At 73.3% G+C, this 21,028-nt stretch carries 15 protein-coding genes and 1 pseudogene; 10 read left to right on the top strand and 6 right to left on the bottom strand.

The window, feature by feature from the left end:
- Positions 1-5: 5 nt before the first annotated feature.
- The 3 genes from C8046_RS18460 to C8046_RS10270 are packed head-to-tail and all read right to left on the bottom strand — an operon-like array spanning position 6 to position 3,948.
- A complete protein-coding gene (locus C8046_RS18460) occupies positions 6-734 on the bottom strand; it encodes a lysylphosphatidylglycerol synthase transmembrane domain-containing protein (protein ID WP_158277193.1) in 729 nt (242 codons plus the stop codon).
- Positions 731-3,070 (bottom strand): hypothetical protein, encoded by a 2,340-nt coding sequence (locus tag C8046_RS18455; RefSeq protein WP_158277192.1) that lies wholly within the window; start codon positions 3,068-3,070, stop codon positions 731-733. Before C8046_RS18455 ends, C8046_RS18460 begins: the two co-directional genes overlap by 4 nt.
- A gap of 41 nt (positions 3,071-3,111) precedes the next feature.
- A complete protein-coding gene (locus C8046_RS10270; RefSeq protein WP_109229360.1) occupies positions 3,112-3,948 on the bottom strand; it encodes a CPBP family intramembrane glutamic endopeptidase in 837 nt (278 codons plus the stop codon).
- A gap of 1,170 nt (positions 3,949-5,118) precedes the next feature.
- Between C8046_RS10270 and C8046_RS10255 the strand changes: the two genes are divergently transcribed.
- From C8046_RS10255 to C8046_RS10235, 5 genes and pseudogenes are all read left to right on the top strand, one after another.
- Positions 5,119-5,769: a hypothetical protein gene (locus C8046_RS10255; RefSeq protein WP_109229358.1), complete on the top strand. Its 651-nt coding sequence runs from the start codon at positions 5,119-5,121 to the stop codon at positions 5,767-5,769.
- The gene (locus tag C8046_RS10250; RefSeq protein WP_109229357.1) at positions 5,766-6,062 is read left to right on the top strand and encodes a transcriptional regulator; all 297 of its coding nucleotides are present in this window, start codon (positions 5,766-5,768) and stop codon (positions 6,060-6,062) included. Before C8046_RS10255 ends, C8046_RS10250 begins: the two co-directional genes overlap by 4 nt.
- Positions 6,059-6,490 (top strand): annotated as a pseudogene (locus tag C8046_RS20205) (ATP-binding cassette domain-containing protein); the annotation flags it as partial. The gene C8046_RS10250 and the pseudogene C8046_RS20205, both read left to right, overlap by 4 nt.
- Positions 6,491-7,010: 520 nt before the next feature.
- The gene (locus tag C8046_RS10240; RefSeq protein WP_109229356.1) at positions 7,011-7,823 is read left to right on the top strand and encodes an ABC transporter permease; all 813 of its coding nucleotides are present in this window, start codon (positions 7,011-7,013) and stop codon (positions 7,821-7,823) included.
- A 100-nt stretch (positions 7,824-7,923) separates the two neighbouring features.
- Positions 7,924-9,021 (top strand): DUF2330 domain-containing protein, encoded by a 1,098-nt coding sequence (locus C8046_RS10235; protein WP_146197126.1) that lies wholly within the window; start codon positions 7,924-7,926, stop codon positions 9,019-9,021.
- Here the strand turns inward: C8046_RS10235 and C8046_RS10230 are convergent.
- Genes C8046_RS10230 through C8046_RS10220 form a run of 3 tightly spaced genes read right to left on the bottom strand, consistent with a single transcriptional unit; the run spans position 8,978 to position 12,061 of the window.
- Positions 8,978-11,401 carry a heavy metal translocating P-type ATPase gene (locus tag C8046_RS10230; protein ID WP_109229354.1) on the bottom strand — a complete coding sequence of 808 codons (2,424 nt, stop codon included), beginning with the start codon at positions 11,399-11,401 and terminating at the stop codon, positions 8,978-8,980. The genes C8046_RS10235 and C8046_RS10230 overlap by 44 nt on opposite strands.
- Complete coding sequence (locus C8046_RS10225) at positions 11,398-11,739, bottom strand: heavy-metal-associated domain-containing protein (protein ID WP_109229353.1); 342 nt, start codon at positions 11,737-11,739, stop codon at positions 11,398-11,400. Before C8046_RS10225 ends, C8046_RS10230 begins: the two co-directional genes overlap by 4 nt.
- Before the next feature lie 40 nt (positions 11,740-11,779).
- On the bottom strand, positions 11,780-12,061 hold the full coding sequence (locus C8046_RS10220; RefSeq protein ID WP_109229352.1) for a metal-sensitive transcriptional regulator: 282 nt from the start codon (positions 12,059-12,061) through the stop codon (positions 11,780-11,782).
- A gap of 296 nt (positions 12,062-12,357) precedes the next feature.
- Between C8046_RS10220 and C8046_RS10215 the strand changes: the two genes are divergently transcribed.
- The 5 genes from C8046_RS10215 to C8046_RS10190 all read left to right on the top strand — a co-directional run bounded on the left by C8046_RS10215 (position 12,358) and on the right by C8046_RS10190 (position 20,925).
- A complete protein-coding gene (locus C8046_RS10215) occupies positions 12,358-16,059 on the top strand; it encodes a VWA domain-containing protein (protein WP_109229351.1) in 3,702 nt (1,233 codons plus the stop codon).
- A gap of 13 nt (positions 16,060-16,072) precedes the next feature.
- Positions 16,073-17,620 (top strand): SpaH/EbpB family LPXTG-anchored major pilin, encoded by a 1,548-nt coding sequence (locus C8046_RS10210; protein ID WP_158277191.1) that lies wholly within the window; start codon positions 16,073-16,075, stop codon positions 17,618-17,620.
- 91 nt (positions 17,621-17,711) lie between these two features.
- Complete coding sequence (locus tag C8046_RS10200; protein ID WP_109229350.1) at positions 17,712-18,647, top strand: class C sortase; 936 nt, start codon at positions 17,712-17,714, stop codon at positions 18,645-18,647.
- A gap of 75 nt (positions 18,648-18,722) precedes the next feature.
- Positions 18,723-19,808 (top strand): DUF2330 domain-containing protein, encoded by a 1,086-nt coding sequence (locus C8046_RS10195; RefSeq protein WP_158277190.1) that lies wholly within the window; start codon positions 18,723-18,725, stop codon positions 19,806-19,808.
- A gap of 40 nt (positions 19,809-19,848) precedes the next feature.
- Positions 19,849-20,925, top strand: a complete 1,077-nt coding sequence (locus C8046_RS10190; protein WP_109229348.1) for an RsmD family RNA methyltransferase — start codon at positions 19,849-19,851, stop codon at positions 20,923-20,925.
- The last annotated feature ends 103 nt before the right edge of the window (positions 20,926-21,028 follow it).

The raw sequence follows: 21,028 nt of genomic DNA, 5'->3' as shown, positions 1-21,028 counted from the left end.
CTGCGCTAGACGAGATTGCGCTTCTGCAGGAAGCGGAGGGCGAACCAGCCGAGGGGCACCCGACCCCAGAACGTCAGCAGACGGAAGACGACGGCGGTGGCGAGCGAGGCGGCGGTGGCCACGCCCGCGGCGGTCAGGCCTGCCGTGAGCGCACCCTCGACGGCGCCGACGCCACCCGGGGTCGGGACGGCCGACCCGGCGGTGTTGCTCACCAGGTAGACGATCGCGAGCGTGGTCAGCGGGACGCTCGCGCCGAAGGCGTGCAGCGTGAGTCCGAACGCGGCGATGTAGCCGACGGTCATGATGACGTTGCCGAGCAGGCCCATCAGCAGGCGGGCGGGCTGGCCGACCACCCACACCAGGCGGGGCCAGATCTGCTTGAGCGTGGGCGTGATCTTCGCGAAGACCCAGCGGCGCAGGCGACCGATCGCGAGAGCCGATCCGGCCAGCACCACCAGCACGACGACGCCGATGATGACCGCGCCGGAGGGCAGCTGGTCGAGCGCACCGGACGAGCCCGTGACCAGCGCGATGCCGAGCAGAAGCAGGATCGTCGTGACGAACTGCGAGATCTGCACGAGCGCGACCGTCGCCAGCGCCATCGGGGTGTCCAGGCGCTGCTTCTGCAGGAACCGCAGGTTCAGCGCGGCGGGTCCGACCCCGGCCGGGGCGACCAGCGCGACCACGGAGGCGGCGATCTGGACCAGCGTGGTCCGCCACAGCGGGAGCGTCACGGGGAGAAGGCCTTGAGGCCCATCGCCGAGCCCACGTAGGTCGACAGCCCGAGCAGGAAGGCCGCCACGAGCCACACGGGGTTCGCGTCGCGCACGTAGTCGACGATCTGGGTGATGTTGATCGAGCCGACCAGCACGACGACGGCGACCGCCGCGACGGTGACGGTGATGATCGTGCGGACCGAGAACCGCCGCAGCTGCATCGGGGGCACGTCGGCCGCCGTCGGGATGACCCGGACGAGCAGCTCCTGCACCTCCTTGAGCACGGTGCGGTTGCGGCGCGCGTCGGCGCGGGTGCGGAAGGGGAGCGCGACCGGCTGCAGGATCGGGGCGATCGACGCCAGCTGCGACTGGTTGAGGTTGCGGTTCGCGCTGGCCATCGCGCGCTCGGAACCGACCCGCAGCGCCAGCAGCGCGAGAACGTGGGCCAGGTCGAGGCGGCGCGCCAGCGACGGCGAGGCGATCTCGCCGTCGACCCAGCCGGTCAGCCAGACGCGGTCCTCGCCGTCGATGAGGATCGTGGTCTCGTCGAGGTCGCGGTGGGCCAGGCCGGCGTCGTGCGCCGTCCGCACCTGGCGCCAGATCCGGTCGAGCACGGGGTCGGTGAGGCGTCGGGTCTGGATGTCGCCGAACGTCTGGGAGCCGCTCACGTGCTCCGAGACGAGGACGGCGGAGCCCTGCTCGGTCGCGAGTCCGCGCAGTCGCGGGGTGCGGACGCCGGCGGCCTCGGCCGCGTAGGTCAGCAGCGTCGCTCGCTCGACGGAGGCCTGCAGGGAGACGACGGTCCGGCGTCGCAGGCCGCGGAGCCGGATCGCCGACCACGCGGTGGCGAGCATGCCGACCACCTGGCGGTCGTCGTCGAGCACGCCGACGTCCCACACCCGGCCCTCGACGTCGCGCACGGAGTAGATACGGTTCTCGCCCTCCTCCTCACCGACGACGGCGGAGGCGGTGCGCACCTCGGGGCGACCCTCGGCCCGGTCGGCCTTCTCGGGCTTCACGGCGGGGCGCTCGGCCGTCTGGCGCAGCCGCTGGGCGTCCTCGTCGCTGAACTCCCAGGTGGCGGTGGGACGAGAGTCGTCCTTCCCGGCCGGGCGCGGGGTGGTCAGGCGCGAGGTGGAGGTGGCGTGCGGGAAAGCCACCGGGTCGTCGGACCGGGTGGGCCGGGCGGGTGGGTCGGTCGGGCCGGACGGGTCGGGGTCCTCGGCCGTGGGCCACACGGTCGGGTCGGCCGCCTCGGCCGCGGCGTCGGACTCGGTGCGGTAGCCGATGGGGGCGTCGGTCACCAGGACGGCGGGCTCGACGCCGGAGAGCGGCTTGCCGTCGACGACGCGGGTGACGTTCACGGGGTCGATCCCGGCGCGCCGCAGCGCCCGCAGGAGGGACTCGCCGTAGGCGCGGTCGCCGAGGACGCCGGTCACGTACCGCACGAGCAGCCCGACGACGCGGCCGAGCAGCACGGAGGCGAGCGCGCCGGGGAGGGAGATCCCGCCGCGCAGCACCAGCAGCACGAGCGTGATCCACAGCAGGTTCCAGGTCCAGGCGACCAGTCCGCGACGGTCGGTGGCGGCGACGATCGTGAGGAAGGCGGCGAGGCCGGCGATCAGCGGGACCAGGGTCGTGCCGCCGATCGTCGCGATCCCGTCGACCAGCACGTCGGGCCCGACGGCGTCCAGCAGCCACACCGCACCCCACGTCACGGCCGCGGCGGCGATCGAGGCGAGGATCGCCTCGCCCACCAGCCGGGGCTGACGGCGGAACAGGCGCTCGACGGCGATGATCACCGGGAGCAGGAACGTCACGACGCCCTCGAGCACGTTCACCGGCGCCAGCAGGATGTTCTGCAGGGTGCCGGGGATGGCGTTCTGGACGTCCTCGGTCACGCCCTCGGTCGTCGCGTGGGCGAAGACCGCGAGCAGGAGCACGAGCGCGATCCCGAGAAACGCGACGACGGCGGTGACGAGGTCACCGGGCCGCCGGATCCGGTACACGGGAAGGTCGACCATCTCGACCTCACGCGTGGGCGACAGGCTCCGACGGGCGGGCGTCGGGAGCCGGGCGGCGATCTCGGCGGTGTCGTGGGTCACCGGTGTGGCAGGCGTCGCGGGCTCGGCGGGCGCGGCGGGCTCGGTCGTTGCTGCGGGCAGGGCGGGCTCGGCCGGCCTCGACGGGGGAGCAGCGGGAGCTGCGGCCGCCGGGATCTCTGTCCCGGGCTCAGTCGGCGCGCCGGCCTCGGCGGCCCTGGCGAGAGCGGCGCGGTCGAGGCGTTCGGTGGCCTGGTAGCCGGGCACGTCGGACGTGGCACCGTCCGGACCCGGTCCCTGGCTGTCGGTCACCGCTCGAGTCTAGGTCGCCGTGGTCCGCGGACGGGGGAGGCTCACCCCACGCCGAGGGCGGTGAGCAGCGCCTCGGGCAGGAGGGAGTATCCGACGAACGCCACGACGTCGATGACGGTGTGGGCGACGACGAGCGGCATCACCCGCCGTCCCCACGACGGCACGAGGTAGAACCACGCGAACAGCACGCCCATCGCGACGTTGCCGATCGCCATCCCCGGCCCCTGGTAGAGGTGGTAGCTGCCCCGCAGGATCGCGCTCGCGAGGATGATCGCCGCCACGCCCCACCGCAGGTCCTTCAGCCGTTCGGCGAGGTACCCCACCACCACGACCTCCTCGAGGAAGCCGTTCGCGAGCGCTCCGAGGATGAGTACCGGGATCGTCCACCAGAAGGCGTCGAGCGTGGCGGGGCGGACCTCGACCGTGACGCCGAGCGCCCGGCCGAGCGCGTACACCCCCAGCCCGGGGATGCCCACCGCGGCGGCCAGCCCGAGGCCCTGCAGCAGGTCGCGACCCGGTCGGGTCAGGTCGAGCCCGATCCGCCGGACCGCGCTGCGGCCGTTGGTCGAGAGCAGGTACAGCGCGAGCAGCGCCGGCAGCGCGAGGAAGGCGTAGCGGCGCAGCTGGTAGAGGAGATCCAGCCAGGGCCGCTCGTTCTGGGACGGGTTGAGCGAGGTCGACTGCTGCGCGAGCGGGACGTCGATCGTGTAGCGGTCGACCAGGTTGAGGACGGCCAGCGTCACGCTCCCCAGCACCGTCACCCCGAGGACGAGCCACACCTCGTACGTCAGCCGTCGCCGTCGCGCACTCGCCGACACGGGCACCCGCGGCTCGTCGGCGGCATCGCGACCCGCCGCAGCGGGAGAACCCTCGGTCATCGCTCGGTTCTACCACCGCAACCTGCACGGCACCCGTGCGGCTCCTGACAGCTTCCTCGACCCGGGTCGCGCATCGGTAGTTGAAGGCGCAACTGGCCTCGCTTGTGAAGGTTCGCCCGCGTATGACGCGGTGTGTGGTAGACAATCTCCTGGCTGGTCCCCGGTGGGGCGAACCGGGGACCAGCCACCCACACCCTCGGCATCGCGAGTGACCTGCCCTCGCAGATCTCGCCCGACGCCGAGGCTGCGCACCGCCCGGCTCGAGGCGGCGCTCGAGGTCGACGTCGCGCCGACGCCCGCGCCGACGCCCCGCCTGGGCCCGAGTCGGCTCCTCCGTCCGTCGGGGGACCCGCGACTGGTTCCGCCCCCTGACCTGGGCGTCGAGCTGCGCCCGCCGCATCCGGCCGCCGTGGAACCAGCAGCCGATCCGCCAGCCGGAACGTGGTCCCGAGTGGCTCACCCCTGGCGTCGGCGAACGCGAAGCCGCCGGGGACGGGCGTGACGGTGAGGTTGTCGTCGTGGACCGCGTGGTGGTGGCGCCGGCACAGGGTGATGCCGTTCGCGAGCGAGGTCGGTCCGTCGGCAGCCCAGAACCTCAGGTGGTGCACCTCGCACCAGGTGGCGCGCAGGGTGCAGCCGGGGAACTGGCAGTGGCGGTCACGCGTGAGGATGGCCCGACGCAGCGCACCCTCGAACGTCCGCTCGGTGCGTCCGACATCCAGGGGTGAGCCCGCGGCGTCGAGCACGACGCGCTGCATCAGAGCGTCGCAGGCGAGGACGTCGAGCGCGGCGAAGGGGATCGGGGTGCCGTCCTGCAGCTCGGCCAGCGGCGGCTCCTCGGGCAGCCCCGTGGCGCGGAAGGCCGAGGACGACCGACCGGCGGTCTCGTCGCTCGCCGAGGTGCACAGGTCCGGCGCCGGACGGTGAGCAGCAGCCAGGTGTCGGCAGGAACCAGGACCGACAGGTGCGGTCGGATCTGTGAGCCCGACCGGAAGGCGCCCGACGACAGGGCGTTGCCCGCCAGCGCCTCGAGGGCGTCGGCGCGCCGCTGGTCGGAGGTGCGGTCGTCGTCGGCCGCGGGTACGGGCGTGAGGGCGTCTGCCCGAGGCTGACGTGGCCACCACCAACTGACCCTTGACGCCAACAGGTTTGAACTGCAAACCTCAACGCATGACCGACAGCCAGTCCTCCGAGCTCGACCTCGAGACCGCCCGCCGCATCCTCGGCGAGGCGTCCTCGATCGGCGTCCGCCTGGCCCCCGACTCCCGACTCCTCTACGGCGTCTGGGGTCTCGCCTGGCTCATCGGCTACCTCGCCCTCTGGACCACCGCGACCGCGACCACCACCGCCACCACCCCCGGCCTCCCCACCCCCTGGGCCTTCGCGCTCTTCTACGGCCTCCTGGCCGTGGCCGTCGTCGTCACGATCGTCCACGTCCTGCGCCGCTCGCGCGGCCTCCGCGGCGACAGCGCGACGAGCGGGGCGATGTACGGCTGGGCCTGGGCGGTCTCCTTCACCGTCGTCGGGGTGGTGATCGGCGCGATCGGCGCCACCGACGCCGCCCCCTCCACGATGGGCCTGATCTCGAATGCGCTGCCGTGCATCGTCGTCGGCGTCCTCTACATGGCAGGCGGGGCCATGTACCGCGACTGGCCGTGGTTCGTGCTGGGCGCCTGGATCGCCGTCGTCGCGGGGGTCGCCTCCGCCGTCGGGATGCCGCGCACCTACCTCGTGATGGCGATCGCCGGTGGCGGCGGGATGGTAGTCGGCGCGGTCGCGGCCCACGTCGTCGGGCGCCACCGGAGGCGGGCCGGCCGATGACCGAGCTGGACACCGTCATCCACGCGCCGGCGCGGCTCCGCATCATGGTCGTCCTCGCCCAGCTCGACCGCGGCGACGCGATCGCCTTCCCCCGGCTGCGATCGGAGCTCGACATGACCGCCGGAAACCTCTCCACCCACCTGCGCAAGCTCGAGGATGCCGGCTACGTCGCCGTCACCAAGACCCACGAGAAGCGCACCCCCGTCACCTACCTCGCACTGTCCGACACCGGGCGAACCGCACTCACGGGCTACCGGAGCGCGCTCGCCTCGATCCTGGGAGGGACCACATGATCACCGCCAGCACGACGGCACCCCACGCCGTCACGCTCACCGGCGTGACCCGCACGTTCGACGCCGTCACGGCGCTCGACGACGTCACCCTCACCCTGGACGAGGGGCAGCTCATCGGGATGCTCGGCCCGAACGGGGCCGGCAAGTCCACGCTCCTCAGCCTCGTCAGCGGGCTCCGCCGCCCCTCGAAGGGGGTCGTCCGGCTGTTCGGCGGTGACCCCCGCGACCCCGCGAACCGCACGCGGCTCGGCACGACCCCGCAGGAGACCGGCCTGCCGCCCACCCTCAAGGTCCGCGAGGTCGTCGACTTCGTGGCCGGGCACTACCCCGATCCGATGGGCGCCGGCGAGCTGATGGAGATGTTCGGGCTGACGGACCTCGCCAGGAGGCAGACGGGCGGCCTGTCCGGCGGGCAGAAGCGGCGCCTCGCCGTCGCGCTCGCGATCGTCGGTCGCCCCCGCCTGGTGCTGCTCGACGAGCCCACCACCGGCCTCGACGTCGACGCCCGCCGGATCCTGTGGGAGGCGGTCCGCGGCTACCACGCCAGCGGTGCGTGCATCGTCGTCACGAGCCACTACCTCGAGGAGATCGAGGCGCTCGCCGAGCGCGTCGTGGTGATCGACGGCGGCCGCGTCCTCGCGGACGACGACCTGGCCACGATCCTCGCGCGAGTCGGTGCTCGTCACGTCCGGCTCACGCTTCCCGACGGCGACGAGTCCGTCCTGCAAGGGCTGCCCGCCGTCGTCGACGTGAGTCGCGAGGGCGACCGCGTCACCGTGCTCACCACGGACTCCGACGCCGCCGTGCGCGAGCTCGTCCGTCGCGCCGTCGCCTTCACCGGCCTCGAGGTCAGGGGAGCGAGCCTCGAGGAGGCGTTCCTCGCGATGACCGCGGCGACCGCGGCCACCGCCCCAGCACCACCCCCGTCCTCACCGAAGGAGCGATGTGATGTCCGCCTCGACCGCCACCGCAGCCACCGACTCCACGGCCCGGCCCGGCCCCGCGCGGGCACCGTTCCTCCGGCTGACCGCGCTCCACGTCCGCGCCCAGTTCCTCGAGAACATCCGCGTCCCCATCGCCGTCATCAGCTCGGCGATGTTCCCGGCGCTCGCCGCCTTCTTCTTCGTCGTCCCGAACCCGGCCGTCAACAGCGACCCGGTCGGGGCGACGCAGGCACTCGCCCAGCTCGGGGTGTTCGGAGTGATGTCGGCGTGCCTGTTCACGCACGGGACGGGGGTCGCCGACGACCGCTCGCAGCCCTTCGACGGGTACGTCCGCACCCTTCCGGCCGGTGCCGGGCCCCGCATGATCGGGCGCGTCATGATCGGGCTGTTCTTCACCGTGCTGGCGGTCGTCCCGCTGGCCCTGGTCGGGGTCGTCTTCACCTCGGCGACGATCCCGGTCGGCCGCCTGGTGCTCGCGATCGGCGCGGTGCTGGCGGTCGCCGTGCCGTTCACGCTGCTCGGGTTCGCGATCGGCTACTCGATGTCCTCGAAGGCCGCGATCGCCGTCGTGCAGGTCGTGCTGTTCCCGCTCGCCTTCGCCGGCGGTCTGTTCCTGCCGCCGGAGATGTTCCCGGGGTGGCTCGACACGTTCTCGACCTTCCTGCCCAGCCGCGCCGCGAGGGAGCTCATGGTCGCCGCCACCACCGGCGCGCCCGGCTACTCCTACGCGATCCCCGTGTTCCTGGTGTGGACTGCCGTCTTCGCGGCGATGGCGTTCCTCGCCTACCGCAACGACCAGGGTCGCCGCTTCCGCTGACTCGCCGCGGTCACGTCGGTGCCCGATCCCCGCGCGAGGCACCTCCGGTGCCATCGTGGGGGCCCTGCCGGACCGCGCCGGCTCGGACCAGGGAGTCAGCATGACCAGACGCACCGCCGCCCTCGCCGCCGCAGCCCTCGTGCTCACGGCCGGTCTGGTGACCGTGCCGCCCGCAGCGGCGTGCGGGTGCGGCGGCTTCGCGACGGCGGAGGAGTCCACGCAGTCCCTCGACGTCATCGGGGAGCAGGCGGTCGTCTCGCTGGTCGACGGCACCGAGCGCGTCCAGATCGCCCTCGACGCGATCTCCGACGCCCCCGACGCCGCCCTCGTCATCCCCACGCCGACGCCCGCGACGGCGGAGCTCGGCTCGGCAGCGGTGTTCGAGGCGCTGCAGAAGGTCTCCGCGCCGCAGGCGGAGGAGGTGTCGGTGTGGTGGCCCGACCTCCCGGGCCTGTGGGGCTCGGGAGCGGGCGACGGCGGAGCTCCCGCCGGGGTCCCCGTCGACGTCCACCAGGAGGTCGTGCTGGGGCCGCTCGAGGTCGTCAGCCTCTCGTCCGCCGACCTCGACGGTCTGCTCACCTGGCTGGACGAGCGCGGGTACGCCCTGTCGCCGGGGCTCCGGGCGGGGATGACCGACTACGTCACCGACGGCTGGTCGTTCGTGGCGATCAAGCTCTCGCCCGAGGGGGAGGAGCTCGACGGCGCGATCCCGCCGATCCAGCTGACGTTCGACGCCGACGCGCTCGTCTACCCGATGCGGCTGTCCGCGGCCGCGACGACGGCGCAGCTCGTCCGCACCTACGTCGTCGCCGACTCGCGCACGGACCGCACCGACGTCCAGGCCGGCGGCGCCGAGACCCTGTACGCCGGCCCGCTCGACGCCGGGGCGTGGCCCGCGCTGGCCGACTGGGCGCAGCCGTTCGGCGACGCCGCCTACGTCACGGCGGTCGAGCAGCGGTTCGGCGACCCGGCCACCGACGTCGTCGCGGACTTCACGTTCGCGGCCTCCGGGGCGGCCGACGTCCGGCGCACCTACCGGGTCGAGGTGGACCGGATGGTCGGGCCGATCCACGCGGGCCCGGCGTTCGTGGTGCTCGGCCTGGCGCTCGCGGGCGCCACGTGGATCGGGCTGGACCGTCGACGGTCCAGCCGCGTCAGGGCGCGTTCCGCAGCCGCAGTGAGTTCGTCACCACGATGACCGAGCTGGCGGCCATCGCGGCCCCGGCGATCATCGGGTTGAGCAGCCCCAGCGCGGCGAGCGGGATCGCCGCCACGTTGTAGGCGAACGCCCAGAACAGGTTCTGCTTGATGACGCGGAGCGTGCGCCGCGACAGCGCGATCGCCGTCGGGGCGCTGACGAGATCGCCGCGCACGAGCGTGAGGTCGCTCGCCTCGATGGCGACGTCGGTCCCCGTGCCCATCGCGAGCCCGAGATCCGCCTGGGCCAGGGCCGCGGCGTCGTTCACGCCGTCGCCCACCATCGCCACCACGTGACCCTCGCGCTGCAGCCGCTCGACCTCGGCGACCTTCCCCTCGGGCAGGACGCCCGCGATGACGCGGTCGATCCCCACCTGCGCGGCGACCGTCCGGGCCGTGGCCTCCTGGTCGCCGGTGAGCAGCACCGGCGTGATGCCGAGGGCCCTCAGCTGCGCGACGGCGTCGCGCGAGGTCGGCTTGAGCTCGTCGGCCAGCGCGACGACCCCGACGGCGACGAGGCCGGAGCCCCGCTCCACCGCCAGCACGACGGTCGTGGCGCCGGTGGCCTCGAGGCGCGCGACGGCGTCGGCCACCTCGGCGGGGACGCTCGCCTGCTCGCCCACCCAGGACGGGCGGCCGACGACGACGCGGGCGGCCCCGCCGTCGCGCACCACCCGCGCGCTCACGCCGAAGCCGGCAGCGCTCACGAAGTTCGTCACGACCGGCAGCGGGCGCCCCGCCGCCGCAGCGGCGTCGGTCACGGCCCGGGCGATCGGGTGCTCCGAGAGCCCCTCGACCGCGCCCGCGACGGTGAGCACCTCCTCGCGGGAGGTGCCGGACGCCACGACCTCGGTCACGCTCATCCGGCCGGCGGTGATCGTGCCGGTCTTGTCGAGCACGGCGACGTCGACGCGACGCGTGGTCTCGAGGACCTCCGGGCCCTTGATGAGGATGCCCAGCCGCGCACCGCGGCCGGTGCCGACGAGGAGCGCGGTCGGCGTCGCCAGCCCGAGGGCGCACGGGCACGCGATGATGAGGACGGCGACGGCGGCCGTGAACGCCGCCTGCACCTCACCCGTCGTCAGGCCGCCCGAGGCGCCGATCGCGAGCCAGACCCCGAGGGTCGCGACGGCGATCACCATGACGATCGGCACGAACACGGCGGAGATCCGGTCGGCCAGCCGCTGGACCGGCGCCTTGCCGGTCTGGGCGCGCGAGACGAGCCGCGCGATCTGGGCCAGAGCGGTGTCGGTGCCCACGCGCGTGGCGCGCACGAGCAGCGCGCCGGACGTGTTGATCGTCGCGCCGGAGACGGCGTCGCCGAAGGCCACGTCGACCGGCACGGGCTCACCCGTCAGGAGCGAGGCGTCGACGGCGGACACGCCCTCGACCACCTCTCCGTCCGTGGCGACCTTCTCGCCCGGACGGACGGCGAACAGGTCGCCGACGGCCAGGTCCGCGGCCGGGACCCGACGCTCGGTGCGCCTCCCGGAGTCGTCGATCGTGACGAGCGCGGCCTCCTTCGCGCCGAGCTCGAGCAGGCTGCGCAGCGCGTCGCCCGACGAGCGGCGGGCGCGGTGCTCGGCGTACCGGCCCGCGAGGAGGAAGGTCACGACGACGGCGGCGACCTCGAAGTAGAGCTCCGGCAGGGAGTGGCCCATGCCCGCGTCCTCGCCGAGGCGAGGGATCAGCGTGGGCTGCATCCGCATCCCGATCTCGCCCGCGCCGCCCAGCAGCAGGGCCCACAGCGACCACAGGGACGCGGCGATCACGCCGAGCGAGACGAGCGTGTCCATCGTGGACGAGCCGTGGCGGGCCGCGCGGAAGGCCGCCGTGTGGAAGGGCCAGGAGGCCCACGTCACGACGGGCGTCGCGAGCGCCGCGACGACCCACTGCCAGCCCGGGAACTGGGTGGCGGGGATCATCGACAGCACGACGACCGGCACCGTGAGGATGCTCGCGACGACGAGGCGACGGCGCAGCACCGCCCCGCGGTCGGCCGTCGGGGCGGACGTGTCGGCGTCGCCCGTGTGGCCGGGGTGGTGACCGTGGCCCGAGAGGGCGTGCTCGGCGTCGACGTCGGGGTGGCCGTCGGGGTCGTGGTTCGCGTGGGGAACCGCGGTCGCCCCACCTCCGGGCCGCGCGAGGACGCGCGCCGTGTACCCCGCGCTCGCGACGGCGTCGAGGAGGTCCTGCTCGGTCGTGGGCTCGGCGAGCACGACGTGCGCCTGCTCGAGCGCGAGGTTGACCTCGGCGGTGACGCCCGGAAGCCGCCCGAGCTTGCGCTCGACGCGGGCGACGCAGCTCGCGCACGTCATCCCGTCGACGGCGAGGTCGAGCTCGGTGGGGGAGGGGGCCTGGTCCTGCAGCGGGGTGGTCATGACCGCGGGGTCGCCCCCTCGCCCTCGTCGTCGGGGGCGCCGGTCGCGCCGCCCGTGCCGTACTCCTCGGCCCGCACCTCGGCGAGCTTGGAGAACTCCTCGGCCGCGCCGTGGCTCGAGATCCCGACGACGTCGTAGCCGGCCTCGTCGACGGCGGCGCGGAGGGCGTCGCCCGGCAGCTCGTGGTCGGAGAAGACTGTGACGTGCGACGTCCCGCCGTCGTGCAGCTCGACGGAGACGCGCTCGACGTCGGCGACCTTCTCGAGCTCGGTCGTCACGGCGGACACGCAGTGGCCGCAGGTCATCCCGGTCACGTCGATGGTGGTGAGGGTGGTCATGGCTGCTCCTTCTGTCGAACTTCGGGGAGTGGGGGGTCGATCAGCTGCGGACGAGGCGGGCGATGGCGTCGGCGGCCTCGCGGACCTTCGCCCGACCGTCCTCGTCGGAGGTGCGGGCGGCGTCGACGACGCAGTGGCCGAGATGGTCCTCGACGAGGCCGAGACTCACCGCCTGCAGCGCCTTGGTCACCGCAGCGACCTGGGTGAGGACGTCGATGCAGTAGGCGTCCTCGTCGATCATGCGGGCGATGCCGCGCACCTGACCCTCGATCCGACGCATGCGGCGGGCGTAGTCGTCCTTCGTTCCTGAGTAGCCGGGCATGGCCACCTCCTTCGCGTGCCCCCACTATACCCCTAGGGGGTATCAGGTGAGGGCGACGGGTGACCCGCGCCACTCGGCCTGTTCGGGAACGTTCGGGAAGGGTCGTTCTGGTCGAAACGGTCCGGTGGTGCCGCCTATGGTCGATCCGCTGCAGGAGTTGAGGGACTCCTGCCGCGCGTCTCTCCTCGCTGATCGCGGTGGGACGGGGCCTCCCTCGCGTCCACAGGGGGGACATCGACGTGTATCACTTGCGCCACCGAGCAGCTCGCCAGGAGAGTCGACGATCCGTCGGCCTCGTGGCTGGAGTCGTCAGCCTCCTGGTCGCCGCCGGCGGACTGACGCTTCCGGCCACCGCCGCACCCGTCCCCGCCGAGGCGACCGCGAGCTCGGCCGAGAGCGCGCCGACCGCCGTCGTCCCCGACCCGACCACAGCGCCGACGACGTCGGAGCCCGCATCCGCGGTCACCGTCGCCCCGAGCGAGGCGCCCGTCGTCGAGCCGCTCGAGGTCGAGGAGGTCGCAGCGCAGGAGCGCGCCCCGGAGCTGGACGCCACCCGGGCTGCGGACAGCCTCGTCTCTCCCATGGCCGTGCCGTCGCCCGGCTCAGGGCAGGCCGTTCTCAACGTCAAGGTCGGTGGCGACCGCATCGGCGGCAACGGGATCTCCGCCACCGGCGTCGCCGGGGTCACGCTGCGGCTCAGCGACGGCTCGAACAACCCGTCGGGCTGGGCCTCCTTCGGCTGGGCGACCTGCATCTCCGACTCGGCCGGCGACTGCAGCTTCGTGATCCCGCTGAAGACCTCGGGCACGTCGGATGCCGCGGCCATGCGGAGCAACATCCGGCCGTACGTGCACCAGATCTCCGCGCCGACCGGGTACAGCCTCGTCCCACAGCTGCGCACGGGGTCGGGCAGCGGAGGCAGCGACGACCTGCGTCCGCTGGTGTACCGGTTCGACGGCTCGATGTCGTCCGGGGCGACGTACCTCTCGACCACCAGGTCGGACTTCATGATCACGAGCAGCAGCGAGGGCGACGAGGCCACGTCCGCCGGCTACTGGCCCGTGCGTCGCGACAACCCGTCGGCTCTCCAGCAGTGCGGGCTCGACGTCGCCGTCCTCTTCGACCTCTCCGGTTCGATCGGCTCCGCGCTCCCGACGGCGAAGGCCGCGGTGAACCAGTTCACGAACGCCTTCGTCGGCACGCCGTCGAGGATGGCGGTGTTCTCCTTCGACCTCACGAGCCCGGCCTCCGGGGGTGCGAACCACCCGAACCTCCTTCCGGTCCGGACGACCGCCGAGGCCACGACGTTCAAGAACCAGTACTCCGGGTGGAGCACGGGGTCCGGGACGAACTGGGACGCGGGCCTCTACCAGGTGGCGCAGGCGCAGGCGAGCGGCGCCACGAACCGCCGGTACGACATGCTCGTCGTCCTGACCGACGGCAACCCGACCTCGTTCGGAACGGGGAACAACCCCAGTCAGGACGGTGACAACCGTCTGCGCGACATCGAGGCCGGAGTCTTCTCCGCCAACCTCGTCAAGGCGTCCGGCACACGCATCGTGGCGGTGGGCGTGGGCGGCGGGGCGGGCGGCGACTCGAACCGCAACCTCATCGCGATCTCGGGGCCTCAGCAGGGCACCGACTACTTCCAGGCGGGCGACTACAACGCTGCCGCCTCCTACCTCGCCGCCCTGGCGAAGGGCAACTGCGAGGGCTCGATCGACGTTGTCAAGCGCGTCATCCCGGCCACCGCCCAGGTTCCGGCCAACCCGACGAAGGCGCAGCTCGACGCGATCTCCGCCCCGGCCGCGGGGTGGGTCTTCAACGCCACCAGCGCCAACCCGGCGCAGGTGTCCATCGGCACGCCCGCCGGCCCGTGGACCACGGACGCCCAGGGCCACGCGACCGTCCCGCTGAAGTTCCCGACACCGCAGGCGGTCGGCCCCATCACGTTCACGGAGACGCAGAAGGCCGGGTACGAGCTCCAGCCGGTCAACGGTCAGAACGCCGTCTGCCTCAACACGAACACGAACCTCCCCGTCGCGATCGCGGGCGCCGGCACCGCGGCGACCCCGGGCGCCACGCTCCCGGTCGCCGTGAACACCGCCATCGAGTGCACCGTCTACAACCGCCAGGTGCCGCCGCCCGCGGCGCTGGCCACCACGAAGACGATCACGCAGGTGAACGGCGCGACCGCGACGTCGGCGACCTCGATCACGCCCGGCGACGTCCTGCGCTACTCGGTCGCCGTCACCAACACGGGCGGCGTCGCCGGCACCACGGTCCTCACCGAGACCGTCCCGACCGGGACCCGATACACGGGCACCGGCGAGGGCTGGGTCTGCGCGACGCCCGCCGTCGCCAACTCCACCTGCACGCGGTCCGTGTCGGTGAACCCCGCCGCGACGGTCACCTCGACCTTCACGGTCACGGCCGACGCCCCGCTGCCCGCCACGCTCACGCAGATCCGCAACGTCGTCACCAGCTCGATCGGGACGTGCTCCACGTGCGAGGTCACCAACCCCGTCACCCCGCCCGCGAGCCTCGCCACGGGCAAGGTCCTGACGCAGCTCACCCGCGGCGGCGTGACCTGGGCGCCCGAGGTCGGCGACACCGTCGCCCCCACCGACGTGCTCGCCTACACGGTCTCCGTCAGCAACACCGGTGGCCTGCCCGGCACCACCCTGCTGACCGAGACCGTTCCTCCGGGGACGACCTACACGGGTCCCGCGAGCCAGGGCTGGACCTGCGCGGCCACCCCCGCCGTCGGCGGCACGTCCTGCACGCAGAGCGTCACGGTCGTGGCCGGTGCGACGGCGACGCGCACGTTCACCGTCACCGTCGCCTCGCCGCTGGAGCCGAGCCTCGCCTCGATCCGCAACGTCGTCACCTCGAGCGTCGGCACCTGCACCACGTGCTCGACGACGAACCCGGTCCCGCCGCAGTGGAGCGTCGTCAAGACGTCGCTGCGCGGCACGGCCGAGCTCCCGCGCGGCGCGACCGTCCAGCCGGGCGAGGTCCTGACCTACCGCGTGACGGCGACCAACGCCTCGGCCAACCCCGTCACCGGCGTCATGCTGGTCGACGACCTGTCCGGCGTGCTCGACGACGCCACGTTCGTCGCGGGCTCCGCCCAGCTGGTCGTCGGTGCCCAGGCACCGATCGCCGTCGCGACCCCGGTCGGCGCCACGCTGACCAGCCCGGTGTTCACCCTGCCTGCAGGGACGACGGCGGTGCTCAGCTACCGCGTGACGGTGGACGCCGACGCGTGGAGCGCCGAGCTGCGCAACGTCGTGGTCGGCCACGGCGACTACCCCCCGGCCACCTGCGCCCCCGCCGGGGGCACGTCACGGCTGGTGGCGCCGTCGGCAGCGTCGTTCGCGCCGTTCGCCGTGGGCGACGAGTGCACGACCACCAACGTCACGCCCAGCCCGCTGCAGATCCTCAAGGTCGGCGAGAACGCCGCCGGCGCCGTCGTCCCGATGGACGGCTCGGCCTGGTCGATCTGGACGGCCGCGACCGGGGGGACCGCCGTCCTGGCGACCGTGCCCGGTGCGACGGCGGGGTACCCGGCCGCGCCCGTGCCCGGACTGTTCCGCACCACGATGCTCGCGCCGGGCACCTACTGGCTCGAGGAGTCGCGTGCGCTCGCCGGCTTCCAGCTGCTGCCGCAGCGCGTGGCATTCACCGTCACCGCGACGGGGTCGATCACGCTCGGCGCCGGCGGCAGCACCAACATCACGGTCGTGACGGACGCCCCGGGCTACCCCGGCGTCCCCACGATCCGCGTCGAGGACGTCCCGCGGATGGCTCTGCCCGAGGCGGGGGCACGGGCGTCGCGCCCTGGCACGCCGCCGGTGCGGGCCTCGCGGCACTCGGACTTGCGCTGGCGATCGCCAGGCGTCTTCGGTCGACCTCGCGGGAGGTGGTCTGAAGGGGGCAGCACGACCCGGACGCCCGAGGGGGGCCGTCCGGCGCAGGACCACACGAAGCAATGAGGGAGTTTCCGAAGTGACCACCACCACTCGCAAGCGCGGCATCCGCATCGCGCTCGCCGCCGTCGCAACCACGCTGATCGCGTCGTTCGGCATCGCGGCCCCGTCCATGGCGGCGACGCCCGACGCCGCCCGCAACGGCTCGTCGACCCTGACGGTCCACAAGTACAACGGTGCGCCGACCGACGCCACCAACGACGGCACCGAGCTCGCCACCGAGCCCGCGCTCCCCGGCCTGAACGGCGTCACGTTCACGCTCGAGCGCGTGTCCGTCGGCGGCGCCCCGATCGACCTGTCGACCAACGCCGGCTGGGCCGCCGCCCAGGCGCTGTACGACACGCTCGACACCAGCAACCCGACCGCGACGCAGCTCGCCGCTGCCGGGGCCACCCTGTCGGGCGCCGCCACGGCGACGACCGCCGGCGGCACCGCCACCCAGGGTGCCGAGGCCCAGTTCTCCGGCCTCGCGTTCGGCCTCTACTACGTGACGGAGACGGGCTTCCCGGCCGGAACGACGCCGGCCGCGCCGTTCCTCGTCTCGGTCCCGCTGACCGACGCCGACAACACGTCCTGGCTGTACGACGTGCACGTCTACCCGAAGAACTCGGTCGTGACCCCGCCGGTCAAGACCGTCGACGACGCGGCCGACGTCAAGCTCGGCGACGAGATCGTCTTCACCATCACCGGTGACATCCCCGACCTCGCGGCCGACGTGCCGATCGACGGCTACAAGATCACGGACGACCTGGACCCGAAGGTCGACTTCGTCTCCGCGACGGCCACGCTGTCCAACGGCACCGCGCTGGTCGCCGGCACCGACTACACCGTCACCCCCGCCACGGCCACCGTCGGTGGTCCGCTCGTCGAGATCGTCTTCACCGACGCCGGCCGAGTCAAGCTCAAGGCGAACGCCGACGCGAAGGTCGTCGTCACCGTCACCACGACCGTCAACGCGGTCGGTGAGATCGTCAACCAGGCCACGCTCTACCCGAACCTGCCGTCCTTCACCTGGACGCCGGGCACGCCGGGCGAGCCGCCCGTCTCCCCGCCCGTCGTCACGAAGTTCGGTGGCATCACGCTGAACAAGACGAACGCCGCCGACGACACCGCGCTCGCGGGCGCCAAGTTCCAGGTGCTCGCCTCGTCGACGAACGACGTCGCGACGGCCACTGTCGTCACCGTCCCGAACGCCCCCACCGACCCGGCCTTCACCGGCTCGGTCTGGACGTCGGGCACGAACGGGCAGGTCGTCATCGAGGGTCTGCGCTACTCGACCTGGGCGAACAACGCCGCGGTCGCGCCGGGTCAGCCGGGCTACGTCTACTACTGGCTGGTCGAGGTCGAGGCCCCGGCCGACTTCGAGCTGCTGCCCGAGCCGATCTCGTTCGTCGTGAACTCGCAGGCCACCGCCCAGACGGTGACCGTCGAGAACGTGCCGTCCAACTCCGGCTTCCAGCTGCCCCTCACGGGTGGCGTGGGCACCTCGGTGATGTACCTCGCCGGCGCGCTCATCGTCGTCGGCGGTCTCGTCCTGGCCGTGCGTTCGCGCCGCGCCAAGGCCTGATCACCACCGGTCGGCGGCCCCACCCCCCGCGGTGGGGCCGCCGGCCGTTCCCGCTCCAGCCCGCACGCCACCTCCTACGGAAAGGTTCCCCATGACCAGCACCGCGGCACCGGCGCCGGCACCCGGACGCGACGTCCGCCGTCGCCGTCGTCCCGCGCGTGCGGCGTGGACCTGGCAGCAGGCCGTCACCGGCCTGGTGCTCGTAGGAGGGGTCGGCGTCCTGCTCTACCCGACGGCGTCCGAGTGGTTCGCGGCGCGCGTCCACGCGACCGAGGTCTCGGGCTACGTGGACTACGCGGGTTCGCTGGCCGACGCCGAGCGCGAGAGGCAGCTGGCGGATGCCCGGGACTACAACGCGAACCTTCCGGCCGGACCGCTCCGCGATCCCTACATCCTCAACGACTCCGGCGAGGTCGTGGACCTGCGCGACGGCGAGGAGGACTACCTCCGCCAGCTCGCCGGCAGCCCGGGCGAGGTCATGGCGCGGGTGCGGATCCCCACGATCGACGTCGATCTGCCGATCTATCACGGCACCGACGAGGCGACCCTGACCAAGGGCGTCGGACACCTCTTCGGGACCGGGCTGCCGATCGGCGGCCCGAGCACCCACGCCGTCCTGACGGCCCACTCGGGGCTGCCGAGCGCGACGCTCTTCACCCACCTCGACCGCGTCGAGGTCGGCGAACTCTTCTCGGTCACCGTGCTGGGGGAGGACCTCTACTACCAGGTGGACCAGATCCGCATGGTCGAGCCGAACGTCGCCGACGACCTGCGCCAGATCGCGGGCGAGGACCACGTCACGCTCGTCACGTGCACGCCCACCGGCGTGAACTCCCACCGCCTCCTCGTGCGCGGCACCCGGGTGGACGCCCCGGCCGCAGGGGCCGAGCCGAGCGGCGGCTCGTTCGACGCCAACGCCTCCGACCCCGGCTTCCCCTGGTGGGCACCCGCCCTCCTCGGCGCCGGGACGGGGACCTACCTCCTGCTGCGCCCCCGCCGTCGTGACGCGGACCAGGGCCGGGCATAACGAGTTCGTGACGATCTTGTGATCACCAGCCCCGGGATGCCGGAGCGACGCTCCGCTCCGCCTACGGTGTCAGTCATGACAGGTCGATCCGCCACCGACGGACCCCGCACCCACCGCACCCACCTCGCTCGTCGCGTCGTCGCGATGCTCGGCAGCGCCGCCGCGATGACGGGCCTCGCGCTCGGGATGGCCGCGCCGGCCTCGGCCGCCGGTCCGGTGCTGGTGTCCTCCGGCGACCTGGACATCAGCGCCCAGCGTGCCGTGGTGAGCTGGGTGGACGGGCAGCAGCGGATGCTGATCGAGCTCGACCTCGAGGGCAACGCCGACCCCGGTGCGAGCGCGGTGCTGCTCCTCGCGACGCCGACGCCCCCGCAGGTCACCGTCGCGGACCCCGCGGTCATGCAGTCCTTCGTCGACGCCGGCTCGCCCGAGCTGATCGAGGAGGAGCACTGGTGGCCGGACCTGCAGTCGTTCGGCGGCGGTGGCGACCGTCCCGCCTGGCTGCGGCCCGAGGTGGCCCTGGCCGAGATCAGCCTCTCGACGCACGCGCCGGCGTCGGGCGCGCAGATCGCCGGCTTCTACGCGGGCCAGGGCTTCCCGGTCGGCGAGGAGACGACGCTCGCGCTCCAGACCTACACGGCCGGGGGCTGGGCCATCACCGAGGTGCGGATCGATCCGGGTGAGGAGTCGACCGACGTCCGCTCCACCCCGGTTCTCGACCTGAGCTTCGCCTCGCCGGACGCGGTCGTCCCGATGCTGCTGTACGCGGGCGGTGCGCTCCCGCTGGACCTGAGCACCTACGTGCTGGGCACCGAGCGGCTCGACCGCACCTCCATGCCGTCCTCCGCATCGGTGCGCTACTCGGGTCCGATCACCTCGGGGACGGACCCCCTCCTGACCGACTGGCTCGCGCCGTACGGCGGCACGGCTGTGATGACGGTGGTGGACCAGCCGACCATCCAGACCAGTCAGATGACCGAGGACATCCGTTTCGGCCCCTCGATCTACGGGCCGATCTCCGCCGGCACCGAGGTCGTCCGGGTGGAACGCATCATCTTCGGGATCCCCGCCGGCCTCGTCCTCGTCGCCGGCGGCATGGTGCTCGTGGCGGTGCTGGGGGTCATCGCCTCGCGGCTGATGAACCGCGGCTACGAGGACTGATGTCGCGACGTCTGAGCCGTCCCGACGGCGTTCGGGTCCGATGACCGCCGCGACGCTCGAGATCGTCCTGCAGGTCCTCCCCGGCGTCGCGCCGGCGCTCGGACGTGAGCTGCAGCGGGCGGGACTGCCCGATGCGTGGCCCCGCGACCCGTCGGACGTCGACGAGGAGCTCGCCCTCGCCGTCGCGGCCGATCCCGCCTCGCTGCGGGCGCTGGCCGACCTGCGGACCGCCGTCGCCGCCTGGATCGTGCTCGACTCCCCGGCGCCCCGCCCCACCGGGCTGACGGCGACGGAGGTGCTGCGCGCGTTCGCCACCACCCTCGAGCTGCTCGCCCGGCAGCGTCCCCGGGTCCGGTTCACGGCCCTGCGGTTCGAGGCCGCCGGCTCCCACACGCCCCAGATGCAGAGGGTCGCGGCCGAGCTGGCCGAGGTGGCCGGCCTCCCCGTGGATCCCGACGACGGCGACCTGGTCGTCCGCGCCCGGCGCGCCCGCTCCGGTGCGGGCTGGGAGCTGCTCGTGCGCACGACGGCGCGACCGCTCGCCACGCGCGCCTGGCGCACGGAGCGCTACCCGGGGGCGCTCAACGCGACCATCGCGGCCGCCGTCCTGGGCGAGCTGGCCCGCGCGACGCCGGACGGCGCCGACGCGGGGCGTCTCGTCGACCTCATGTGCGGTTCGGGCACGCTCGTGGTCGAGCGGCTGGCGCGCGGTGGCGTGGAGGAGATCCTCGCCGTCGACGTCAGCCCGGACGCGATCGCGACGACGGCCGCGCACCTGCGCGCCGCACGGCTGCGCGGTCGGGTGGTGACGCGGGTCGCGGACGTGCGCGACCTGATGGAGGACGACGACGTCGCGGGCCGCTTCGACGCCGTCGTGGTCAATCCGCCGTGGGGTGAGCTGCTCGGCGAGCACGCCGCCAACACCGACCTGTACGCCGTGCTGCTCGACGCCGTCGACCGCGTGGGCTCGGCGCGCGTGCGCGCAGGTGTGCTGACGCACGACATCCGACGCTTCGAGGCCGTGCTGGCCGCCGATCCGCGCTGGCACCTGCGCGCCCGGCCGCAGTTCTTCGCCAAGGGCCACCGCCCGCGGCTGTTCGTCCTCGAGCGCGCCTGACCCACCTGTCGCGAGGCCTTTCGGGCGCGGTCGCGAGGCCCTTCGGGTCGGGTGGCGAGGCCTTTCGGGTCGGGTGGCGAGGCCTTTCGGGTCGGGTGGCGAG

Origin of the sequence: Serinibacter arcticus (assembly GCF_003121705.1) — a bacterium.
Lineage (GTDB): Bacteria > Actinomycetota > Actinomycetes > Actinomycetales > Beutenbergiaceae > Litorihabitans.
Note: the sequence above shows the minus strand (reverse complement) of the source record. Positions and strands in the feature narration are given on the sequence as shown.

Coding starts and splice junctions, on each gene's coding strand:
- C8046_RS10270 (WP_109229360.1), bottom strand. CDS start 3,948: ATGACCGAGGGTTCTCCCGCTGCGGCGGGTCGCGATGCCGCCGACGAG.
- C8046_RS10255 (WP_109229358.1), top strand. CDS start 5,119: ATGACCGACAGCCAGTCCTCCGAGCTCGACCTCGAGACCGCCCGCCGC.
- C8046_RS10250 (WP_109229357.1), top strand. CDS start 5,766: ATGACCGAGCTGGACACCGTCATCCACGCGCCGGCGCGGCTCCGCATC.
- C8046_RS10240 (WP_109229356.1), top strand. CDS start 7,011: ATGTCCGCCTCGACCGCCACCGCAGCCACCGACTCCACGGCCCGGCCC.
- C8046_RS10235 (WP_146197126.1), top strand. CDS start 7,924: ATGACCAGACGCACCGCCGCCCTCGCCGCCGCAGCCCTCGTGCTCACG.
- C8046_RS10230 (WP_109229354.1), bottom strand. CDS start 11,401: ATGACCACCCCGCTGCAGGACCAGGCCCCCTCCCCCACCGAGCTCGAC.
- C8046_RS10225 (WP_109229353.1), bottom strand. CDS start 11,739: ATGACCACCCTCACCACCATCGACGTGACCGGGATGACCTGCGGCCAC.
- C8046_RS10220 (WP_109229352.1), bottom strand. CDS start 12,061: ATGCCCGGCTACTCAGGAACGAAGGACGACTACGCCCGCCGCATGCGT.
- C8046_RS10200 (WP_109229350.1), top strand. CDS start 17,712: ATGACCAGCACCGCGGCACCGGCGCCGGCACCCGGACGCGACGTCCGC.
- C8046_RS10195 (WP_158277190.1), top strand. CDS start 18,723: ATGACAGGTCGATCCGCCACCGACGGACCCCGCACCCACCGCACCCAC.
- C8046_RS10190 (WP_109229348.1), top strand. CDS start 19,849: ATGACCGCCGCGACGCTCGAGATCGTCCTGCAGGTCCTCCCCGGCGTC.